15 protein-coding genes are annotated in these 19420 nt (G+C 61.2%); 4 read left to right on the forward strand and 11 right to left on the reverse strand.

The annotated features are described in order from the left end of the window. Positions 1-38 precede the first annotated feature (38 nt). The 7 genes from CKO36_RS11745 to cysS form a co-directional block, all read right to left on the reverse strand. Complete coding sequence (locus CKO36_RS11745) at positions 39-905, reverse strand: prephenate dehydrogenase (RefSeq protein WP_200284250.1); 867 nt, start codon at positions 903-905, stop codon at positions 39-41. Continuing rightward, positions 902-2014, reverse strand: a complete 1113-nt coding sequence (gene hisC / locus CKO36_RS11750; RefSeq protein WP_200284251.1) for a histidinol-phosphate transaminase — start codon at positions 2012-2014, stop codon at positions 902-904. Before hisC ends, CKO36_RS11745 begins: the two co-directional genes overlap by 4 nt. Before the next feature lie 18 nt (positions 2015-2032). Beyond that, positions 2033-3145, reverse strand: a complete 1113-nt coding sequence (gene pheA, locus CKO36_RS11755; RefSeq protein WP_242469558.1) for a prephenate dehydratase — start codon at positions 3143-3145, stop codon at positions 2033-2035. A gap of 72 nt (positions 3146-3217) precedes the next feature. Next, entirely contained in the window at positions 3218-4399 is a 1182-nt protein-coding gene (locus tag CKO36_RS11760) for a 3-phosphoglycerate dehydrogenase family protein (RefSeq protein WP_200284252.1), read from the reverse strand. Positions 4400-4408: 9 nt separating this feature from the next. Then, positions 4409-5491, reverse strand: a complete 1083-nt coding sequence (gene serC, locus CKO36_RS11765; protein WP_200284253.1) for a 3-phosphoserine/phosphohydroxythreonine transaminase — start codon at positions 5489-5491, stop codon at positions 4409-4411. A gap of 211 nt (positions 5492-5702) precedes the next feature. Then, the gene (gene gyrA, locus CKO36_RS11770) at positions 5703-8318 is read right to left on the reverse strand and encodes a DNA gyrase subunit A (RefSeq protein WP_200284254.1); all 2616 of its coding nucleotides are present in this window, start codon (positions 8316-8318) and stop codon (positions 5703-5705) included. Between the two features lie 83 nt (positions 8319-8401). Next, complete coding sequence (cysS, locus tag CKO36_RS11775) at positions 8402-9796, reverse strand: cysteine--tRNA ligase (RefSeq protein ID WP_200284255.1); 1395 nt, start codon at positions 9794-9796, stop codon at positions 8402-8404. 103 nt (positions 9797-9899) lie between these two features. On the opposite strand from cysS, the gene CKO36_RS11780 reads away from it, so the two are divergent. The 3 genes from CKO36_RS11780 to CKO36_RS11790 all read left to right on the forward strand — a co-directional run bounded on the left by CKO36_RS11780 (position 9900) and on the right by CKO36_RS11790 (position 14037). Then, a complete protein-coding gene (locus CKO36_RS11780; protein ID WP_200284256.1) occupies positions 9900-10388 on the forward strand; it encodes a peptidylprolyl isomerase in 489 nt (162 codons plus the stop codon). A gap of 46 nt (positions 10389-10434) precedes the next feature. Further along, on the forward strand, positions 10435-11163 hold the full coding sequence (locus CKO36_RS11785; protein ID WP_200284257.1) for a UDP-2,3-diacylglucosamine diphosphatase: 729 nt from the start codon (positions 10435-10437) through the stop codon (positions 11161-11163). Between the two features lie 72 nt (positions 11164-11235). Continuing rightward, complete coding sequence (locus CKO36_RS11790) at positions 11236-14037, forward strand: DUF349 domain-containing protein (RefSeq protein ID WP_200284258.1); 2802 nt, start codon at positions 11236-11238, stop codon at positions 14035-14037. Positions 14038-14097: 60 nt separating this feature from the next. On the opposite strand, the gene CKO36_RS11795 is transcribed toward CKO36_RS11790, so the two are convergent. Then, complete coding sequence (locus CKO36_RS11795; RefSeq protein ID WP_242469559.1) at positions 14098-15567, reverse strand: aminotransferase-like domain-containing protein; 1470 nt, start codon at positions 15565-15567, stop codon at positions 14098-14100. A gap of 66 nt (positions 15568-15633) precedes the next feature. Here CKO36_RS11795 and CKO36_RS11800 point away from each other — a divergent pair, with 66 nt between their 5' ends. Next, a complete protein-coding gene (locus tag CKO36_RS11800) occupies positions 15634-16404 on the forward strand; it encodes a class I SAM-dependent methyltransferase (RefSeq protein WP_200284259.1) in 771 nt (256 codons plus the stop codon). Between the two features lie 34 nt (positions 16405-16438). Here CKO36_RS11800 and CKO36_RS20290 read toward each other — a convergent pair whose 3' ends face one another. From CKO36_RS20290 to CKO36_RS11815, 3 genes are all read right to left on the reverse strand, one after another. Beyond that, positions 16439-18013, reverse strand: a complete 1575-nt coding sequence (locus CKO36_RS20290) for a GTPase (RefSeq protein WP_200284260.1) — start codon at positions 18011-18013, stop codon at positions 16439-16441. Continuing rightward, on the reverse strand, positions 18010-19161 hold the full coding sequence (locus CKO36_RS11810) for a GTPase family protein (protein ID WP_200284261.1): 1152 nt from the start codon (positions 19159-19161) through the stop codon (positions 18010-18012). The genes CKO36_RS20290 and CKO36_RS11810 overlap by 4 nt, the downstream gene beginning before the upstream one ends. Further along, positions 19158-19420, reverse strand: a 263-nt coding sequence (locus CKO36_RS11815) for an adenosylcobinamide-GDP ribazoletransferase (RefSeq protein WP_200284262.1), incomplete at its 5' end; no start/stop codon positions are given. The genes CKO36_RS11815 and CKO36_RS11810, both read right to left, overlap by 4 nt.

Genomic DNA, 19420 nt, shown 5'->3' on the forward strand with positions numbered 1-19420 from the left:
GCTGACTGAGTCTGATGTTGGATGATGCTCAGATGTGCTCAGCGCGTCCCGTCAATAAAGTCATCCCGCGCCGCCTTGGCGCGGGCAAAGACTTCCAGCAGATGCTCGCCGTCGGCATCGCGGATGCTGGCGGCTAAATCGCTCATTTCGGTGCTGAAGCGCGCCAGCATGGCGCTCAGGCTTGCGCGGTTGGCGATACAGATGTCGCGCCACATGACCGGGCTGCTAGAGGCAATGCGAGTGAAATCGCGAAAGCCACCGGCGGCATAGCGGAAAATCTCATCACTGCAATCCATGCGCGTCAGGGCATCGACCAGCCCAAAGGCGAGCATGTGCGGCAGATGACTGGTCGCGGCCAGCACCTCGTCATGATGGGCCACTGACATCTCGCTGACGTCTGCACCTGCGGCTTCCCATAGCGAACGCACAGTTGCCAGTGCCTGTGGGTCGGTTTCCGCCACCGGGGTTAAAATCACCCGCCGATGGTGGAACAGCTCCGCAAAGGAGGCACTCACACCGGTGCGCTCGGTGCCGGCGATTGGATGCCCGGGCACCAACCAGGGCGGCACAGTTCCAAAAACCGCGCGCGCATCGGCCACCACACTGCTTTTGACGCTACCGCCATCGGTCACCACTGCATCCGGGCGCAGCGCCGGGCCGATCTGAGCGAGCAAGTCGCGCATGGCACCCAGCGGCACCGCCAGAAACACCAGATCCGCGTCGCGCACGGCCTCAACCGGATCCTGGTGATAGCGGTCGATCACCCCCAGTTCCACCGCCTGCTCCAGATTTTCGCGTCCGCGCCCGCAGCCAACAATTTCGCCAACCTGATCAGCCGCGCGCAACGCACGCGCCAGGGAGCCGCCAATCAGCCCGACTCCCATCACGGCCAGGCGCTCAATCATGCGGCCAGCGCCTGTTTGAGTGCTGCCAGCAGGCGCGCGTTCTCAGCTTCCAACCCAACGCTAATGCGCAAATGATTCGGCAAACCATAATTGGCCACCGGACGGGCGATCACGCCTTCCTTGAGCAACGCCTGATCAACCGGGCCGGCTGTACGGCCAAGATCAACGGTAACAAAATTTCCCCGCGAGGGAATCACACGCAAACCCAAGGCGGCCAGTCCCTGAGTGAGCTGCGTCATACCGGCCTGGTTCAGTGCTACTGATCGGGCGATATGGGCCGTGTCCGCTAAAGCCGCCAGAGCTGCCGCCTGTGCGGGAGCATTGACATTGAAGGGCTGCCGCACTCGATTCATTAGCTCAGCGGCCTGCGGATGACTCAAGCCATAGCCGACTCGCAGCGCTGCCAGACCGTGAATTTTCGAGAAGGTGCGGGTGACAATGAGATTTGGAAACTCCGCCAACCACTCGACGCCATTGGGCAACTCGGGATCCTCGGCGTACTCAATGTAGGCTTCATCCAACACGCACACGCAGGTTGCGGGCAAACTGGCAATGAAGTCCTTGAGTGGGGCGGCTGTCAGCCAAGTCCCGGTGGGATTGTTCGGGTTGGCGATCCACACCACACGGGTGTTGTCAGTGATCAGCGCCGCCATCGCATCGAGATCGTAACCAAAGTCCTTTGCTGGCGCCACCCGTGCCGTGGCACCAACCGACTGGGTGGCGATGGGATAGACAGCGAAGGCATACTGAGAAAACAGCGCTTCCTGCCCCGGATGCAAAAAGGTGCGTGCGACCAGATCCAGCACGTCATTGGAGCCGTTGCCAATGGTGATCATCTCGGGATCAACATCATGATGGCGTGCAATGGCATGGCGCAGTGCAAAGCCGCCGCCATCTGGGTAACGCCCCAGTTCAGCAGCGGCCTGCGCATAGGCCGCGCGGGCCAGCTCACCCGGGCCAAGTGGGTTTTCATTCGAGGCCAGCTTGATGGATTCGCGGATACCAAGCTCGCGTTCGAGTTCGGTAATCGGCTTACCCGGCACATAGGGATTAAGCGCCCCAATCTGTGGGGCTGGCTGGGGACGAAAAGAGCGATCAGATGGGGTCATGGCAAGACTCAGATGTTGTTAAAGTACCGCTTCCGGATAGGAGCCAAGGATCTTGAACAAATTGGCCGAGACTCTGAGTTGATCGAGCGCGGCGGCCACCTGTTCATCGTTGCGATGTCCGCACAGATCGACAAAGAAGACATAGTCCCACACGCCCTGTCGGGAGGGGCGCGATTCAATCCGGGTCATGCTGATGGTGTGTTCAGCCAAAGGCGTCAGCAGCCGATACAGGCCACCGGCCTCATTGCGGCACGACAGCAACAGGCTGGTTTTGTCCTTACCGCTTGGCGGTGCATCCTCAGGGCCGATAATCAAAAAGCGGCTGGTGTTACGCGGATCATCCTCAATGCGATTGGCGAGCAGATTGAGCCGATAGATTTCAGCCGCCGCCTCACCGGCTACGGCACCGGTGTCTGTGGTTTCCGTTGCCAACCGGGCCGCCTCGGCATTACTGCCAACCGGGATACGCTCGGCCTGGGGCAGATGGCGATCCAGCCAGGCGCGGCATTGCGCCAGCGACTGCTGATGCGAATAGACCCGGCGCACGTCGCAGAGACGGCTGGCGCGACTCATCAGATGATGATGAATGCGCAGCGTCACCTCCCCGACGATGTGCAACGGTGATTGCATGAAGGTGTCGAGTGTGTGGCTGACCACGCCTTCGGTTGAATTCTCCACCGGCACCACGCCAAAGTGGCAGGCGCCTGCTTCGACTTCGCGGAAAATGTCGCCAATGGCGCCAAAGGGTAAGGTGCGCACCGAATGGCCAAAGTGCTTCAGCGCGGCGGCCTGGGTGAAGGTGCCCTCGGGTCCGAGATAGGCTACCGACAGCGGCTTTTCAAGCGCCAGACAGGCGGACATGATCTCGCGAAACAGCCGCGCAACTTCCTCGTCATGCAGGGGTCCCGGGTTATCCGACTTGATGCGGCGCAGAATCTCCGCCTCGCGCTCGGGGCGATAAAAATGACTCTGGGGCGCATGCGTCGCCTTGATCTCGGCGACTTCCTGAGCGCAACGGGCGCGCTCCGAGAGCAGGCGCAAAATTTCCGCATCGGTCGCATCAATGCGCTCGCGCACGGCTTTGAGGCGCTCGCTGGTTTCCATTGACGGCTGAGTGATTGTCGTCGCCATAAACGCTAGCCTTGCAGCCCAGTCAAGTCACACATCAAATCAAGTCAAATCAGAGGCACGAACCAGTTCGCGTCAGGTCAGCTTCCGCCCGCCGAGTGCGCGCACCATCAGCACACCCTCAATCGCGGCGATGCGTTCCAGAGTTTCCGGCTCGCAGGCGTGGTCAACATCAATCAAGGTCACCGCCAAATCGCCGCGTGAGCGATTCAGCATGTCGATGATGTTGAGCTTGGTGTCCGCCAGCAAGGTGGAAATCTGCCCGACCATATTTGGCACATTGCTGTTGACCACCGCCAGGCGATGCCCGCCATTGCGCGGCAGGTCGATCTCGGGGAAATTCACCGAATTGCGAATATTGCCATCTTCCAGATAGGCTCGCAGTTGATCGGCGACCATCACCGCACAGTTCTCCTCAGCCTCGCTGGTTGAAGCGCCAAGATGCGGCAGTGTAATCACCCGTGGATGATCCTTGAGCAAATTACTTGGAAAATCACACACATAGGCATAGAGCTTACGCTCGTTCAACGCCTCGACCGCCGCTTGGTCATCAATGATGCCATCGCGGGAGAAATTCAGCAGCACCGCGCCATCAGGCATGGCGGCGATCCGTTCGGCGTTGATCATGTGCCGGGTCTGATCAGTCAGAGGCACATGAAAACTGATGAAATCTGACCGTGAGACCAGATCGTCGATTGACAGCGCCGCTTCGACATTAGACTCCAGCTTCCAGGCCGCACGCACGGTAATGCTCGGGTCATAGCCGATCACCCGCATGCCCAACGCCCGCGCAGCATTGGCCACCAGCACACCGATCGCGCCCAGACCAATGACGCCCAGCGTCCGTCCTGGCAGCTCGAAACCGACGAAGTCCTTCTTGCCGGCCTCGACAGCCTTGCTAATGCTGGCATCCTCACCTTCCAGCCCGCGCGCGAAGGACCAGCCTTGAGCGATGTTGCGCGCCGCCATTAGCATCCCAGCCAGCACCAGTTCCTTCACAGCATTGGCATTGGCACCCGGAGCGTTGAACACCGCCACACCACGCGCACTCATGCGGTCAACCGGGATATTATTAACACCGGCACCGGCACGGCCGATGGCTTTGACGGTGTCAGGAATCTCCATGTCGTGCATTTTGGCTGAGCGCACCAGAACAGCATCCGGATGACTGATCTCGGAGGCAATCTCGAACCGATCGCGCGGCAGCCGCTCCAAACCAGCCAGGGAGATGTTGTTCAGCGTGAGAATTTTATACATAGCCAACCCTTATCCGCGTGTGCGCTCGAACTCGCGCATAAAGTTCACTAAGGCATCGATTCCTGCCTCAGGCATGGCGTTGTAGATGCTCGCGCGCATACCGCCGACCGAACGGTGGCCCTTGAGAGTTAGCAGTCCGGCCGCCTTGGCGCCAGCGAGAAACTCGCTGTCCAGGTTCGGATCCGCCAGGGTGAAAGGCACATTCATCCAGGAGCGCGAACGCGGCTCAACCGGATTGGCATAAAAGGCCGACGCATCAATGGCCGCATAGAGTTTGGCCGCCTTGCGCCGGTTGATCTCGGCCATGGCTTCGAGTCCACCCAACTCTTTCAGCCAACTGAACACCAAACCGGCCAGATACCAGGCGTAGGTCGGCGGTGTGTTGTACATGGAACCGTTCTTGGCATGAATGCCGTAGTCGAACATGGCTGGAGTGCCAGTGAGTGGTTCGCCAATCAGATCCTCGCGCACAATCACCAGTGTCAGCCCGGCGGGGCCGATATTTTTCTGCGCCCCAGCATAGATCAAACCAAAGCGGGAGACATCGAGCGGGCGCGACAGCAGAGTCGAGGACATATCCGCCACCAGCGGAACATCACCAGTGTCTGGAATCTCAGGGAATTCGACACCCTCAATGGTCTCGTTCGGAGTGTAATGCAAATAGGCCGCCTCGGCGGACAGCTTGAGTTCATTCTGCTCCGGAGCGCGGGAGAATTTATCCGCCTCGGTGCTGGCGGCAATGGCTGGCGTGCAAAAGCGCTTGGCCTCGGCGATGGCCTTCTTCGACCAGCTGCCAGTATTCAGATAATCGGCACTCGCGCGTCCGCGCAGCAGGTTCATCGGCACCATGGCGAACTGACTCGACGCGCCCCCCTGCAAAAACAGCACGCGATACTGCTCCGGTATAGCTAACAAGTCGCGCAAATCCGCCTCGGCCTGCTCGGCGATGGACATGAACTCCTTGCCGCGATGGCTCATTTCCGCCACGCACATACCGCTGTCGTGCCAATCGAGCATTTCATCACGCGCGCGCCGCAGCACTGGCTCCGGCAGCATGGCCGGGCCGGCGCTGAAGTTATAGGGTCGGGTCATTTGTATTGTTCTCCATTCGTTCCGGGAGGATTCCGGCCCCAGGAGGAGGCCGTTTTAACAACGGCGGCCGGAATGTTTGGACTGTGTGGATTCACCGCGACTTCTTGCATCTTGGATTAATAATCAAATCCATGTCTTCAAAAAAGTTCAGCGGCTTCAGGTTCAGATTGTGAGGATTAATGCACTCGATCCCTGTCTGTATCAGGCCCATTCAAATCTCCGTGTTCTCACCATCACCGTCACTATTGTCACCAGGATCTTCATCGTCATCACTGTCACCATCCCCATTCAGCGCCACAATGCGCTCAATGCCGGCTAGGCGCTGGCCTTCGCTCAGGTTGATCAAGCGCACGCCCTGGGTGCTGCGACCGAGCAGTGAGATGCCATCGACAGCGGTGCGCACCAGGGTGCCGCCATCGGTGATCAGCATGATTTCATCTCCAGGACGCACTAGCACGGCGCTGATTTGCTCGCCATTGCGCTCACTGGTGCGGATGGCGATCACGCCCTTGCCACCGCGACCCTTGGTTGGGAATTCTTCGACCGGCGTGCGTTTGCCATAGCCTTTTTCGGTCACGGTCAGCACCGCACCCGGCTCGGCGACTAACAGGGAAATCACCCGCTGACCATCCTCCAGCGTCACCCCACGCACCCCATGCGCGGTGCGGCCCATGGAGCGGACGTTTTCCTCATTGAAGCGCACCGCCTTGCCAGCGCTGGTGAAGAGCATCATGTCCTGACGCCCATCGGTCACGGCCACGCCAATCAGATATTCGTCCTCGCGCAGGTCAATCGCAATCAGGCCGCGCGACAAGGGACGCGAAAACTCGCGGATTGGGGTCTTCTTGACGGTACCCTGGCTGGTGGCCATGAAGATGAAACGATCCTGATCGTACTCGGCCACGGGCAGGGTAGCGTTGATGCGCTCGCCCGGCTCCAGCGACAGCAGGTTGACAATCGGTCGCCCGCGCGCGCCCCGCCCAGCTTGGGGTAACTCATAGACCTTGAGCCAATACACCTTGCCGAAACTGGAAAAGCACAGCACGGTGTCATGAGAATTGGCTACAAACAGCCGGTCGATAAAGTCTTCGTCCTTGGTCGTGGCCGCCATGCGTCCCTTGCCGCCCCGGCGCTGGGCCTGGTATTCCGACAGCGGCTGCGCCTTGACATAGCCCGCGTGCGAGAGCGTTACCACCACATCCTCGGGGGCGATTAAATCGAGCAGGGTGAGATCGGTCTGATCGGTGACAATCTCGGTGCGGCGCGCATCGGCGTATTGTTCCCGAATCGCGGTCAGCTCATCGCGAATCACCTGCATCAGCCGCTCGGGATTGCGTAGAATTTCCAGCAAGGCGGCAATTTTGTTCAGAATCTCGCCATATTCCTTGATGATCTTATCCTGCTCCAGACCAGTCAAACGCTGGAGCTGGAGATCAAGAATGGCGCGCGCCTGGCGTTCGCTGAGCCGATAGCGACCGGCGTCGGCGCCCTCCCCGATCAGCCCAAAGTGGCGCTCGAGATCATCCGGGCGCGTCTCGGCGGCACCGGAGCGCTCCAGCATGCCAGTCACCTGCCCCGGCATCCACAGGCGCGTCATCAGCCCTTCACGCGCTTGGGCCGGATTGGCGGAGGCTTTGATCAACGCGATGACTTCGTCGATGTTGGCCAGTGCGACGGTAAAGCCTTCCAACAGATGCGCGCGCTCGCGTGCCTTGCGCAGTTCATACAGCGTCCGGCGCGTGACCACATCACGACGGTGGCGCAGGAAGTATTCCAGCAATTGCTTGAGATTCAGCAGGCGCGGCTGACCATCGACTAGAGCCACCATATTGATGCCGAAAACCGTCTGCATATTGGTGTGCTGATAAAGATTGTTCAGCACCACCTCGGCATGGTGATCGCGCTTGATTTCGATCACCACCCGCATGCCGTCCTTGTCCGACTCGTCGCGCAACTCGGCGATGCCTTCGAGCTTTTTCTCCTTCACCAGCTCGGCCATTTTCTCCAGCATCCGTGCCTTGTTGACCTGATAAGGCAGCTCGGTGACCACCACCGCCTCGCGCCCGCTGCGCTTGATGGTCTCAACCTCGGCCCGTGCGCGCAGTTGAATGCGCCCGCGCCCGGTGCAATAGGCTTCGCGAATGCCACGCACGCCATTGATAATGGCGGCAGTGGGGAAGTCCGGCCCCGGCACTAGCTCAATCAGCTCCTCCAGGGTGGTGAGGGGTTCGTCGATCAGCTTCAAGCAGGCATCAATGATCTCGCCGAGATTATGTGGCGGAATATTGGTCGCCATGCCCACGGCGATGCCGGAGGAGCCATTGACCAGCAGATTGGGGAAGCGCGCCGGCAGCACCGCCGGCTCATGCTCAGATTCGTCGTAATTGGGAATAAAATCAACAGTTTCCTTGTCGAGATCATCCAGCAGGCTGTGCGCGATCCGCGCCATGCGCACTTCGGTGTAGCGCATTGCCGCTGGCGAGTCACCATCGACCGAGCCAAAATTGCCCTGCCCGTCCACCAGCATGTAGCGCATCGAGAAGGGTTGGGCCATGCGCACAATGGTGTCGTAGACGGCGGTGTCGCCATGGGGGTGATACTTACCGATCACATCACCGACCACGCGGGCCGATTTCTTATAGGGCTTGTTCCAGTCATTGCCCAGCTCGTTCATCGCGAACAGGACGCGACGATGGACGGGCTTGAGCCCATCGCGCACATCCGGCAGTGCGCGGCCGACGATGACGCTCATGGCGTAATCGAGATACGACTGCCGCATCTCATCTTCAAGATTGACGGTCAGAACTTCCTTGGCAAAATCCGGCATGGGTGTTAGGGCAAGCTGGTAGTGGCGCGCAACAGGCGGTCAGGGTTCATCAAACCCCTCATCATAGCACGAAAGTGCTGAACCTATTCCCGCCGCCAGAGGGTACCGGCGGCGCTGTCTTCCAGCACCACCCCGGCCTCCTGCAGTTGGTCACGAATGCGATCGGCGGTCGCGAAGTCGCGCGCCTTGCGGGCATCGGCGCGTTGCTGAATCAGCGCATCAATCTCGGCATCACTCGGCCCTTGTTGCGCAGCGTTGGAAGCGGCACCGGCGCGCAACACCTCATCGGCGTTGTCTTGCAGCAGGCCCAGCACCGCGCTGAGCTGCCGCAGTTCGCTCCCCAGTGCAGCCGCCGCCAGTTCGTCGGTTTCGCGCAGACGATTGACCTCGCGCGCCATATCGAACAGCACAGCCAGCGCCTCAGGGGTGTTGAAATCATCGTCCATGGCCGCCGTGAAGCGGGCGCGGAAGGCCTCACCACCGGCAGGTTGTGCCACCGGCAAGCCGCGCAGGGCCGTATAGAGCCGCGTCAGGGCCGCGCGGGCGTTATCGAGATGCGTGTCGTCGTAATTGAGCGGACTGCGGTAGTGGCTGGTTAGGATGAAATAGCGGATCTCCTCGGCCCGGTAGCGCGTGAGGATCTCGCGGACGGTAAAGAAGTTGCCCAGGGATTTCGACATCTTTTCGTCATTGATGCGTACAAAACCATTGTGCATCCAGACATTGACGAAGGGCTCACCTGTCGCGCCCTCGGACTGGGCAATTTCGTTGTCATGATGCGGAAACTGCAAATCCGCCCCACCGCCGTGGATATCGAAATGCGCACCCAGACAATGGGTTGACATGGCCGAACATTCGATATGCCAGCCTGGCCGCCCCGGTCCCCAGGGGGACTCCCAAGCCGGCTCGCCGGGTTTGGTGGCTTTCCAAAGCACGAAATCCAGCGCATCGCGCTTGTGCTCATCCACTTCCACCCGCGCCCCCGCGCGCAGATCGGCCGGATGCTTGCCCGACAGACGCCCATAGCCCGCAAAGCTTGACACCTGGTAATACAGATCCCCATTCTCCGCCTGATAGGCATGCCCGCGTTCGAGTAGCTGCTCCACCATGGCGACGATCTCAGTAATGTGCGCGGTGGCACGCGGCTCAAGGGTGGGAGGACGCACGCCCAGCATAGCCGCATCCTCGTGCATGGCCTCGATAAAGCGCTCCGTCAGCTCGGTAATCGGCACGCCCTGCTCCGCCGCCCGGCGGATGATTTTGTCATCAACATCGGTAATATTGCGCACATAGGTCACCTCATAACCCGCGTTTTGCAGGTAGCGGTAAACCATATCAAAGACCACCAGCACCCGCGCATGACCCAGGTGGCAGTAGTCGTAAACCGTCATGCCGCAGACGTACATACGAACCTTGCCAGGCTCCAGTGGCGTGAAAGGCTCCTTGCGGCGGGTCAGGCTATTGAAAATCTGAAGCATCGGCTTTGTTGTCCTCACATACTTTATCCTGGCGACCGAACCCCGTAGGATAGCAGGATGCTTGGAAACACTGACACATTAAACCTCTGGGAAAAGCACCACGATGATTAAACTGAGCACCAACCACGGCGACATCCTGATTGAACTCGACCACGAAAAAGCCCCGATCACCTGCGAAAACTTCGAGCAGTACGTGCGCGATGGGCATTATGATGGCACCATTTTTCACCGTGTGATCGACAACTTCATGATTCAAGGCGGCGGCATGACGGTCGATTTTGACCAGAAAAGCACCCGCGCGCCGATCAAAAACGAGGCCAACAACGGCCTGAAAAACGTCACTGGAGCCCTGGCCATGGCGCGCACCGCCGATCCGCATTCGGCCTCGGCACAGTTTTTCATCAACGTGGCGGATAACGATTTTCTCGACCATCCCGGGCAGGATGGCTGGGGCTATGCCGTCTTTGGTCGGGTCACGGATGGTATGGACGTGGTCAATACCATCAAAGGGATCAGCACCGGCAACCGCAAGGGGCATCAGGATGTCCCGGTGGAAGACGTGATCATTCACAGTGCCGAAGTGCTGGATTGAGCGCCCGGGACTTTACAGGACGTTAAGTTAGAGGGTTAGGTCGCGGGTGGCGCAACGACTGTTTATCTCTGATCTGCATCTTGACCCCGAGGTGCCGGACGGGATGGAACGTTTTTGCGCCTTTCTGCGCCAGCGCGCCTCCGGGGCGGCCGAGTTGTACATCCTGGGTGACCTGTTCGACCACTGGATCGGCGACGATGACAACCGCCCGGAGTATCAGCAAGTAATTGGCACCCTGCGCACCCTCACCTCCACCGGCACCGCCTGTCGGCTGCTGCATGGCAATCGCGACTTCCTGCTCGGTCGTCGTTTTGTCCGTGCCAGTGGCTGCCAGCGGCTGCCGGATCCGAGCCTGGTGCGTATTGCCAACCAGGGCGTTCTGCTGATGCACGGCGATTTGCTGTGCACGGATGACATTCCCTACCAGCGGTTTCGCCGCTGGGTGCGCAATCCACTGATCAAGCAGTTGTTTCTGTGGCAGTCTCTGAAACGTCGCCGCCGCATCGCAGCCAATTATCGCCATCGCAGTATTGAAGCCATGACCCGGAAACCAAGCGCCAGTATGGATGTCAATCCGGACACCGTGGCTGACTATCTGCGCCGCTACCAGGCTGATCGCCTGATTCATGGCCACACCCATCGCCCTGGCGACCATCATTTGCGCATTGATCAACGCAACTGCATGCGTCAGGTACTGGCCGACTGGCCCCCGGATCGCGGCGAAGTGCTGGTCGAGGAGCACGGCCGTTGGTGGCGCGAGCCCTGGGGTTCCTGAGTGTTACACTACCGGGCTGACAACTGCCCTGGCAGTGACTGATTCCTCACTAACAGCCAACTCAATAACACCATGATTTTCAAGCGCTTGTTCCGCAAGGCACCGCCACCGCCACCGCCGACACCGGAAGAACTCGCCGAGGCTGCGCTGAACGGGACCGATACGGCGCAGCGGCGTCAAGCCTGCCGTGTCATTGACGACCTGAGTGTTTTGCGTCAGGTCGCCGAGCGCTCGCCCGACATTGGCACCCGCGAACTGGCCGCCGCCCGCTATCGCCACCTGCTCTGCGCTCTGGAATCCGAAGCTGCACAGCTGCCGCAGGCCTTAACGGAAATTGCCGAATTCTTCAATTCCGAGCAACTCGGCGCCGTTGCCCTGGAAGCCCGAGCCCCGGAACTGCGCCGTGCGGCCATCGAGCGACTGCCGACCGATGCCCCCCTGCTGGCTCGCTGCGCCATGGAAGATGCCCTGCCCAGCCTGCGCCACCAGGCCGTTGAACGCATCGCCTCGCGGGAACTGCTCGAACAGGTGGTGCGGCAGATCGGCAAACGCGATACCAAGGTCTATCGACTCGCACGCGAGAAATTGCGCGCGCTCGCCCAGCAGACAGAACGCCCGCAACTAATCCGCCAGCGCTGTGCCGAACTCTGCACCCAGCTGGAACGACTGGGGCGCTTTAACAACTGGATTCAGGATCGCGCCCGGCTCAAGCTGCTCGATCAGCAATGGAACGACATTCAGGCCGAAGTCGCACCCGAGGATCGTGATACCTATCCCAACCTGCGCGCGGCCTTCATCGCCGGCTTCGAGCAATATACCCGAGCCAATTTCCAAACCAATACGCAACATACCGACGCTGATACGGCTGAGCGACCAGATCTATCCAAGTCCGATCCATCCGAGCCTGATCCCTCCAAACCGACTGGTCGGGAAACTCAGACCGACTCGACCTGCCAAACTAAATCAAGTGAACAAACCCAGGAGACCGCCGCCCAACGGGACGCACAGCGCACCCAACTGCTGACTGAAGTCAAGGCGCTGCTGGCAAGCTCGGGATCGATTGACCGACACTCAGCGCGTCAACTGCAACAACAGCTCGAACCGCTGCTGACACCCCCGCCCGAGACACCAGATGCTCTTGACCGTGAAGCGACTGCACAACTCGAAAGCCTTGAGCGCCGCCTGAATAAACAGCGCCGCCATGCCGAACGCAAACTGGCCGCCGCCCCCGAGCAGCTTCAAAGTCTCACCACGCATCTGGACGCCGGTGAGCTGCGCAAAGCCGAGCCCCTGTATCAGAAGCTCAGTGCCACGCTGGATCAGGCACGCGCCGCTGGCCTGCCTGGCGCGGATATCAAGACAATTGACAAAGCCCTCAAAGCCCATCAGAGCAGCCTGCGCGAGCTGCAACGCTGGCGGCGCTGGAGCGCCGATCAGGGACGCGAGAGCCTGTGTCACGACGCCGAATGTCTGGCCGCCAACACCACCGATGCACTCGACACCCTGGCCGCCCGCCTCAACAACCTGCGCCGCGACTGGCGCAAGATCGATCAATCCGGCACCCCGGCCAGCGAAAGCTACTGGCAGCGTTTCAAGCAGGCCACTGACCAGGTCGCCAGCCGCTGCGAGCCCTATTTCCAGGCCCGCGCCGAACGCCAGCGTGCCAGCCGCGAGGCGCGTCGCACCCTGTGCGAGCAGTTGGAGCACTTTCTCGCCGCCGTCGATTGGGACAAGGTCGATTGGAAAGCCATGGTGCGCGCCGAACGTGAAATGCGCCAGGCCTGGAACGCGCTGGAACCGCTTGAAGCGCATGCCCGAGGCGGACTCGAAGGACGCTTCCGCCGCAGTCTGGCGCAGATTGACAAGGCGCTGAAGGAAGAGCGTGCCCTCAACCGCGCGCACAAGCGGGATTTAGTCGAACGCATGCGCGCGCTGGCCGATGAATCCGACTTGGAGCGGGCTATCCATGAGGCGAAAGCCTTGCAACAGCAATGGCGCACCACGGTGTCTGGGCGCCAACAGGAAGAAAACAGCCTGTGGCAAAAATTCCGTGCCGCCAGTGATGCGGTGTTTGCCCGGCGCCACCAGGAGCGCGCCAGCCGCCACCAGGAGTTCCACCACAATCAGGAACAGCGCGAAGCCCTGTGCCAGCAAGCCGAGGCGCTCGCACAGCGGCCCCTTGATGAAGCGACGCCTGGAACCACATCCGAAACTACCTCAGCCTCACAGCTCAGAGCGGACTGGGAGCAACTGGCCCAACAGTGGCACGACAGCCATAAGCTGCCCGTGCCGCGTCAAGCCAAAAAGTCACTGGAGCAACGCTGGCAGCGGGCGGAACAACGTCTGGAGCAACAGTTGCGCACCTTGCAGGAACAAGCCGACTGGCGCGAGCTCACCGCACTCAAACAGCAAGCGGATTTTTTAAGCGCGCAGGCGATCACCCTGCTCAGTGACGACGACACCCCAGCGCCCGAGCGCGAGGCACTGCTGGCCCAGTGGTCGGCCTTGGGCGGATCAAGCACTCCAGCATCCACGCTGCACCAGGGCTTTGACCAACTGCTGGCAGCCCTTGATGACTCCAGTGCCCGGGCACAACTGGCCGAGCGCTGTGAAGCGGGTCGCCAACAGCGCGAAGAACTCTGCCTGCGCCTGGAGATTCTCGCGCATCTCGACTCACCGCCCGCGCAAATGGAGCGGCGCATGGAACTGCAAGTCGAGCGCTTGCGCGACAAGCTCGGCGATGGTGACAGCGGCGCACTCATCCAGTCCAAGCCGTTACTGGAACAATGGCATCTCAGCGCCCCGGCCGCTGCAGATGCGGATCTGCATGCCAGATTTGAGTGCATTGAAGCAGCGCTCAAACCAGCAGCGTAGCGACCCCAAGCCGGATATGGCCAGCCAGGACAACATCATGCAAACCGCCAAATCCAGAAGTCAGCCGGTTTCGCCAGCTAGGCGCCCGAGCACAGCCAGGGCAGCTTCAATGCGCGGCGACCAGGGCAAGGCGCAATTTAACCGAAAGCAACGCTCATAGCCGCCGCAGCTTGAAAAGATGGGACCGGGAGCGATGCTGATGCCGGCTGCAAGTGCCCGCTTCTGCAAGGCAAGCACATTGGCTCCCTGCCTCAATTCCACCCAGACGACGAAGCCGCCGCTGGGCCGTGTCATCCGGGTGCCGGCGGGGAAATACCGGCCAACGGCCTCAATCACTCGCCGTACCTGCTGACGGTAACGGCGCTGGGTTGCGTGCAGGAAGCGCTGATAGCCGCCGCGCTCCAGGTAGTCGGCCACGGCCAGCGTGGTCAGGGTCGGCGTTGCCTGGCTGGAGGCATATTTCAAATAAGTGAAGCGCTCGCAGTAACAGCCCGGCGCAGCCCAGCCAAGCCGCAGCCCAGAGCCCAGAGTCTTGGAGAAGGAACCACAGTAGAGCACCTCGCCCTGGGTGTCATAGGCCTTGGCCGCCCAGGGGCGCTGATGGTCGAACGCCAGCTCGCCGTAAACGTCATCCTCGATCAATGCCACACCTCGCGCCTGCAGCAAACTAACCAGTTCGGCTTTGCGCGGTTCTGGAGTTCGATGCCCGAGGGGATTGCCAAAATTCGGCATCAGCACACAGGCTTTGATCGGCCACTGCTTCAGGGCGCGCGCCAGGGAGTCGGGAGACAGTCCCGTCTGCGGATCAGTCGCGATCTCGAGGGCACGCATTCCCTGCGACTCGATCGCCTGCAAAATGCCGTAGAAGGTCGGCGATTCGATGGCGATCACATCGCCGGGTTGCGCCACTGTGCGCAGGCTCAACACCAGGGCCTCCTGACAACCGCTGGTCACGACTATTTCGTCCGGGCCGAGCTGACAGCCGGCCTCGGCCATGCGCTGGGCGATCTGCACTCGCAGCTCCAGCGCACCGGGCGGGAAGTCATAATCCGCCACCCGCCCGCGCTGAGTGCGGCGCACGCGCGCAGCACTGCGCTCGAGTGCCGCTATCGGCAGGAAGCTGGCATCCGGCACCGCAGCCCCGAAGGGCAGTAGTGCGGGATCATTGTGCGCCTGAACCAGGGCCAGCACCCGCTCCTGGCCCTGAATCAGCGCCGGTTCCTCCGCCGGCGTGCCGATCTCCGGGCGCGCCGGTGTCTCAGCCCGTGTCTCATCGAGCCGGTCAGCGACATAGTGCCCGGAGCGCGGCTCAGCGAGCAGTAATCCCTGTGCCTCAAGCAGCGCACAAGCCGAAACCACGGTGCCGACGCTCACGTTGAACTGGCGGCTGAGCTTGCGCAATCCGGGCAACCGAGCCCCGGGCGCGAAGGTTCCCTGTTCGATCAATGTCGCCAGTCGAGTGGCAATCTCTTCGTAGAGAAGCTTGGTCATGGCTGACACTGTACCACTCCAGAATGCTTGCAACTGCATCTGTATCTCTTAGTGGGATGCCGTTAGGCTAGTTGCTGTTTATCAAGCAACAGCAAGGAGACTGCCATGTCCGCCGTTCTCAACCTCAATCGAGGCAATCAACAGCAACAATACACCGCCACCTTTGCTGAGCACTGGGATGATCTGGTTGGCTGGGAGGCGCGCCTGGCGCGCGAGGGCCATTTTTATGCACGTCTGCTGAAGGCGCAGGACTGTCGCAAGGTGGTGGATGTTGCCACCGGAACCGGCGTCAACGCCGTTGGCCTGGCCCAGGTGGGTTTTGAAGTGACCGCCACCGACGGCTCCGAGAACATGCTCGCCAAGGCGCGCGAGAACGCCGCCGCGCGCGGCATCCACTTCGCTGACAGCAAGGTCGCCGACTGGCGCCACCTTGATGACGCACTCGGCCACGAGCAGTTCGACGCCATCGTCTGTCTGGGTAATTCCTTCACCCATCTGTTCGACCATGAGGATCGCCGCGACGCCTTGCGCGCTTTTAACCGGGTGCTGCGACCGAGTGGCATGCTGGTGATCGACCAACGCAACTATGATCGCATGCTCGACCACGGCTATGATTCAAAGCACGAACTCTGCTACACCGGCGAGGGCATCAAAGTCGGCCCCGTCGAGCTGAATCCGCGCCTGGCGAAGTTTGAATACAGCTTCGCAAACGGTTCGGTCTTTCAGCTCAATATGTACCCGCTGCGCCAGGATTATTTGACCCACTTGCTCGAAGATGCCGGTTTCGTCAATGTCGAGCGCTATGGCGACCTGCAACGCCCCTATGATCGCCAAGGGGTCGATTTCATCCAGCAGGTCGCGTTCAAAGCCGCCTGAGCCGGCCCAATTGCTTCAGGCGCCTGACTGGCTGTTAATTCGAGCGGCGAAACCAGGGCGTGCGTTCCAAGCGACTTTTGACCATCACCTGGGCGGCGTCAACCAAACCGCCCGCGCTGTTGACACTGTCGGCGACAATTTTAATCCAGCCATCGCGGCGGGTCGCTTGCTCGAGCTGCTTGCGTCGTGCCTGGGGCAAGGCTTGATCGACGCTTGACCACAGGGCTTCCAGATTCCAGACCGGGTGTTCCGGCGCCAGGGCCACAAAGACGGCTCGCTCCTGTGTGACCCCGAGGGTGTCGCAAAAATACTCCAGCACATCGCGCATCATCCGCTCCTTGGGACGCTGGCCCTGCCAGGGGTCGTAGGGGGGTTGCCATTCCTGCATGGGTTCGAGGCGATCGGCATGCGTGATCACCAGCACCATGGGGATTTGGCTGAGCCGGGCATCCTGCTGGGCGATGGCGCGCACCGCTGCCAGGGCATGCCGATCCGCTTGCAAATCGGCGCGATGGGCGGCGATCACCCAGAGCAACAGGTGACAGCTGCGCACTTCCCCCAGCCAGGTGGGGTCGCTGGGATCCTGCACGCCGGGGCTGTCGATCAGGATGACATCGCCGGTGGTGTCCGTGCCCTTCAGGGTATGGGCGATGTTGAGGCGCGAGGGGTGGGTCAGGCCAACCGCCAGTTGGTCAATCCCCAGCAGGGCATTGACCAGGCTGGATTTTCCGGCATTGAGCCGACCGGCCACCAGCAGACGCAGCGGTTCGGGCGGTTCCGCTGGCGGGGGCCGCTTCGGGGGCGACGTTGGGGTCGCGCTCTTGCGCCGATAGTGACCCGAGTAAAGTTTGATAGCGGCTTCGCCGGTTTCACGTACCAGCACGGCGGCGATCTCGGCCTTGACCGGGCCGCCCAGGGCTTTCAAGGCTCGTGCGGTGACCAGGCTTCTGACTTCGTTGACAATGGCAGTGGCCGGATTGATCCAGCGCGCCAGACGCAGGAAGCCGTGCCAGTGCCGATACTCTTTTTGCAAATCGACCATGCGCATCGCCCAACCGAGTTCAATATGCTGGGCCACGGGAATACGCTTGAGCAGGGTTGCGCGCAGATCGCGGGCCAGTTCTTCGGTCATCAGCAAGAGTTCCGGCACCGCAAAGCCGAGCGCGGCATGCGTCACTGCGGTTTCTGCTGTTGACGTCTCACTCTCTCCAAGCCGCTCATCGGCATCCTGGGGGCGATAGGCACCGGCGACCGCGTTGATGGTGCGCAACAGCAGTTGGCGCACGGCCTGATCCGTGGCCAGATCATCAGCACTGACCTGGTGCAGAAGCCTCTGCAACTCGGCCCGGGCGGCAGTTTCGGCGCTGGGGGCCTGGGGGTCGGTGGTGCGGATGGCGATCCCAGGTGCGCGTGGCTTCCAGAACGCCGGCAGCACATACAGCGGCAGCACCGTCAGCAGAATGAAGCCCAGCGACCAATAGGGCCACCAGGCGTTCTGTAACAGCCACAGGCCGCCGAGCATCGCCAGCGTCATGGGGGGAGCACTGATGAGGATCGCCACCAGGAGTTCGCGCCAATAACGGCGCAGCAACGACAAGAATGTGTTCACGGCTGGCGCTTGCGAAATTGTTCGTAGAGCGTTCGTGCGGCGGTGAGACTGATGCGATAGCGTTCGATCATGGCATCGCGTTCCGGTGCCAGTCCATGCGCCTTGCGATCAAAGTAGTAGATGGCGGCTTCGCCCAGACCATAGGTGATGGCAAAGGTCCAGGATGCGACCAAGGCCGATCCCCAACCAACCCCCATTTTGAGCACCTGCTGGGCCAGCCAGCGCCCGCCAAACCCGAGTGCGAAGCCAGCGCCCAAGGTGGAGACAAATTCGCCCCAGTGATCGAGCCCAGCCGAGGTGCCTAGCCGGCGACGGGCAATTTGGTTGACCATAATCGCCTGCAGACTGGCCGCGCCCAGTCCGCCGATCACCGGCAGGGGCACGGCATTGGCCGCCGCCGCAGCCAGTGACCAGGGCAGCACCAGAGTTTGGCGCAGTTTCAATTCCTGATTTGGTGCCAGCTGTGCGACCACCTGCGGCAGAATATCCTCCAGCACGCTCCACAGGCGTTCAGCGCCATAATCGGTGGGCGGCTGCGCCTGTTCGGGACGGGTGAAATCCAGCGGCACAAAGATCGGAGGTGTGTGACCCGGCAGCGAGCGCAACAGGGCGCGCTGAGCCATCAGGGCTTGGCGCAAGGCATCGGGCAAGGACGGAATGGCAAAATCAGCATCACTGCCATCGAAGGGATAGGGATCAAGATGGCGCCCTTGGCTGGGATAGGTGTGATGCAGGCAGCTTTGCACCACGATCAGCGGCCAATGTGGCTGGCGTTGGCGCAGTGCGCTCAGGTGCGTCAGGAACTCGCGCAGATCGAGGTCATCGACGCGCACCACCACCATCAGGACATGGGCCTCCTGGCAAAAGCCTTCCATCTCGGTCAGTGCCGCATCGGTTTCGCTGTCGGCGGCATCACCCAACCCACGGGTATCGAGAAATCGCAGCACGGGCTGGGCTTCAGGGAAGGCATAGATGCGGGCCTGGCGCGTCATGGGGCGAAAGCCACGCCCGATGTCATCGCGCGCCTGACCGGTGATTTCCGCCACCAGGCTGGTCTTGCCGGCCTGGGTCTTGCCAAACAGCCAGATCAGCGGCGCCTGCGCATTGGCCCATTCCTGGGCGTGATGAATGTCATGCTGAGTCGTCATGAAGCAATCCGCGCAGCGGCCAGAATGAGCAACGCCACCTCGGTCATTTCCACCAGTGCGCCGGCGGTATCGCCACTAAAGCCGCCCAAGCGCTGCTGAAGCGAGCGGCGCCACAGCCAGAGCGTCCCACCGGCCACCAGCCCCCAGCCCAAGACGCCCCAGCCCAGCCACAGCCAGGCCAGCAGCCAGGTGCAGGCAACCACCGCCCAGGCCGGGCCACGCGGCAAGGCAGCGCGCAACGCCGCCCCCATGCCGGTGG

This window comes from Rhabdochromatium marinum (assembly GCF_016583795.1).
GTDB lineage: Bacteria > Pseudomonadota > Gammaproteobacteria > Chromatiales > Chromatiaceae > Rhabdochromatium > Rhabdochromatium marinum.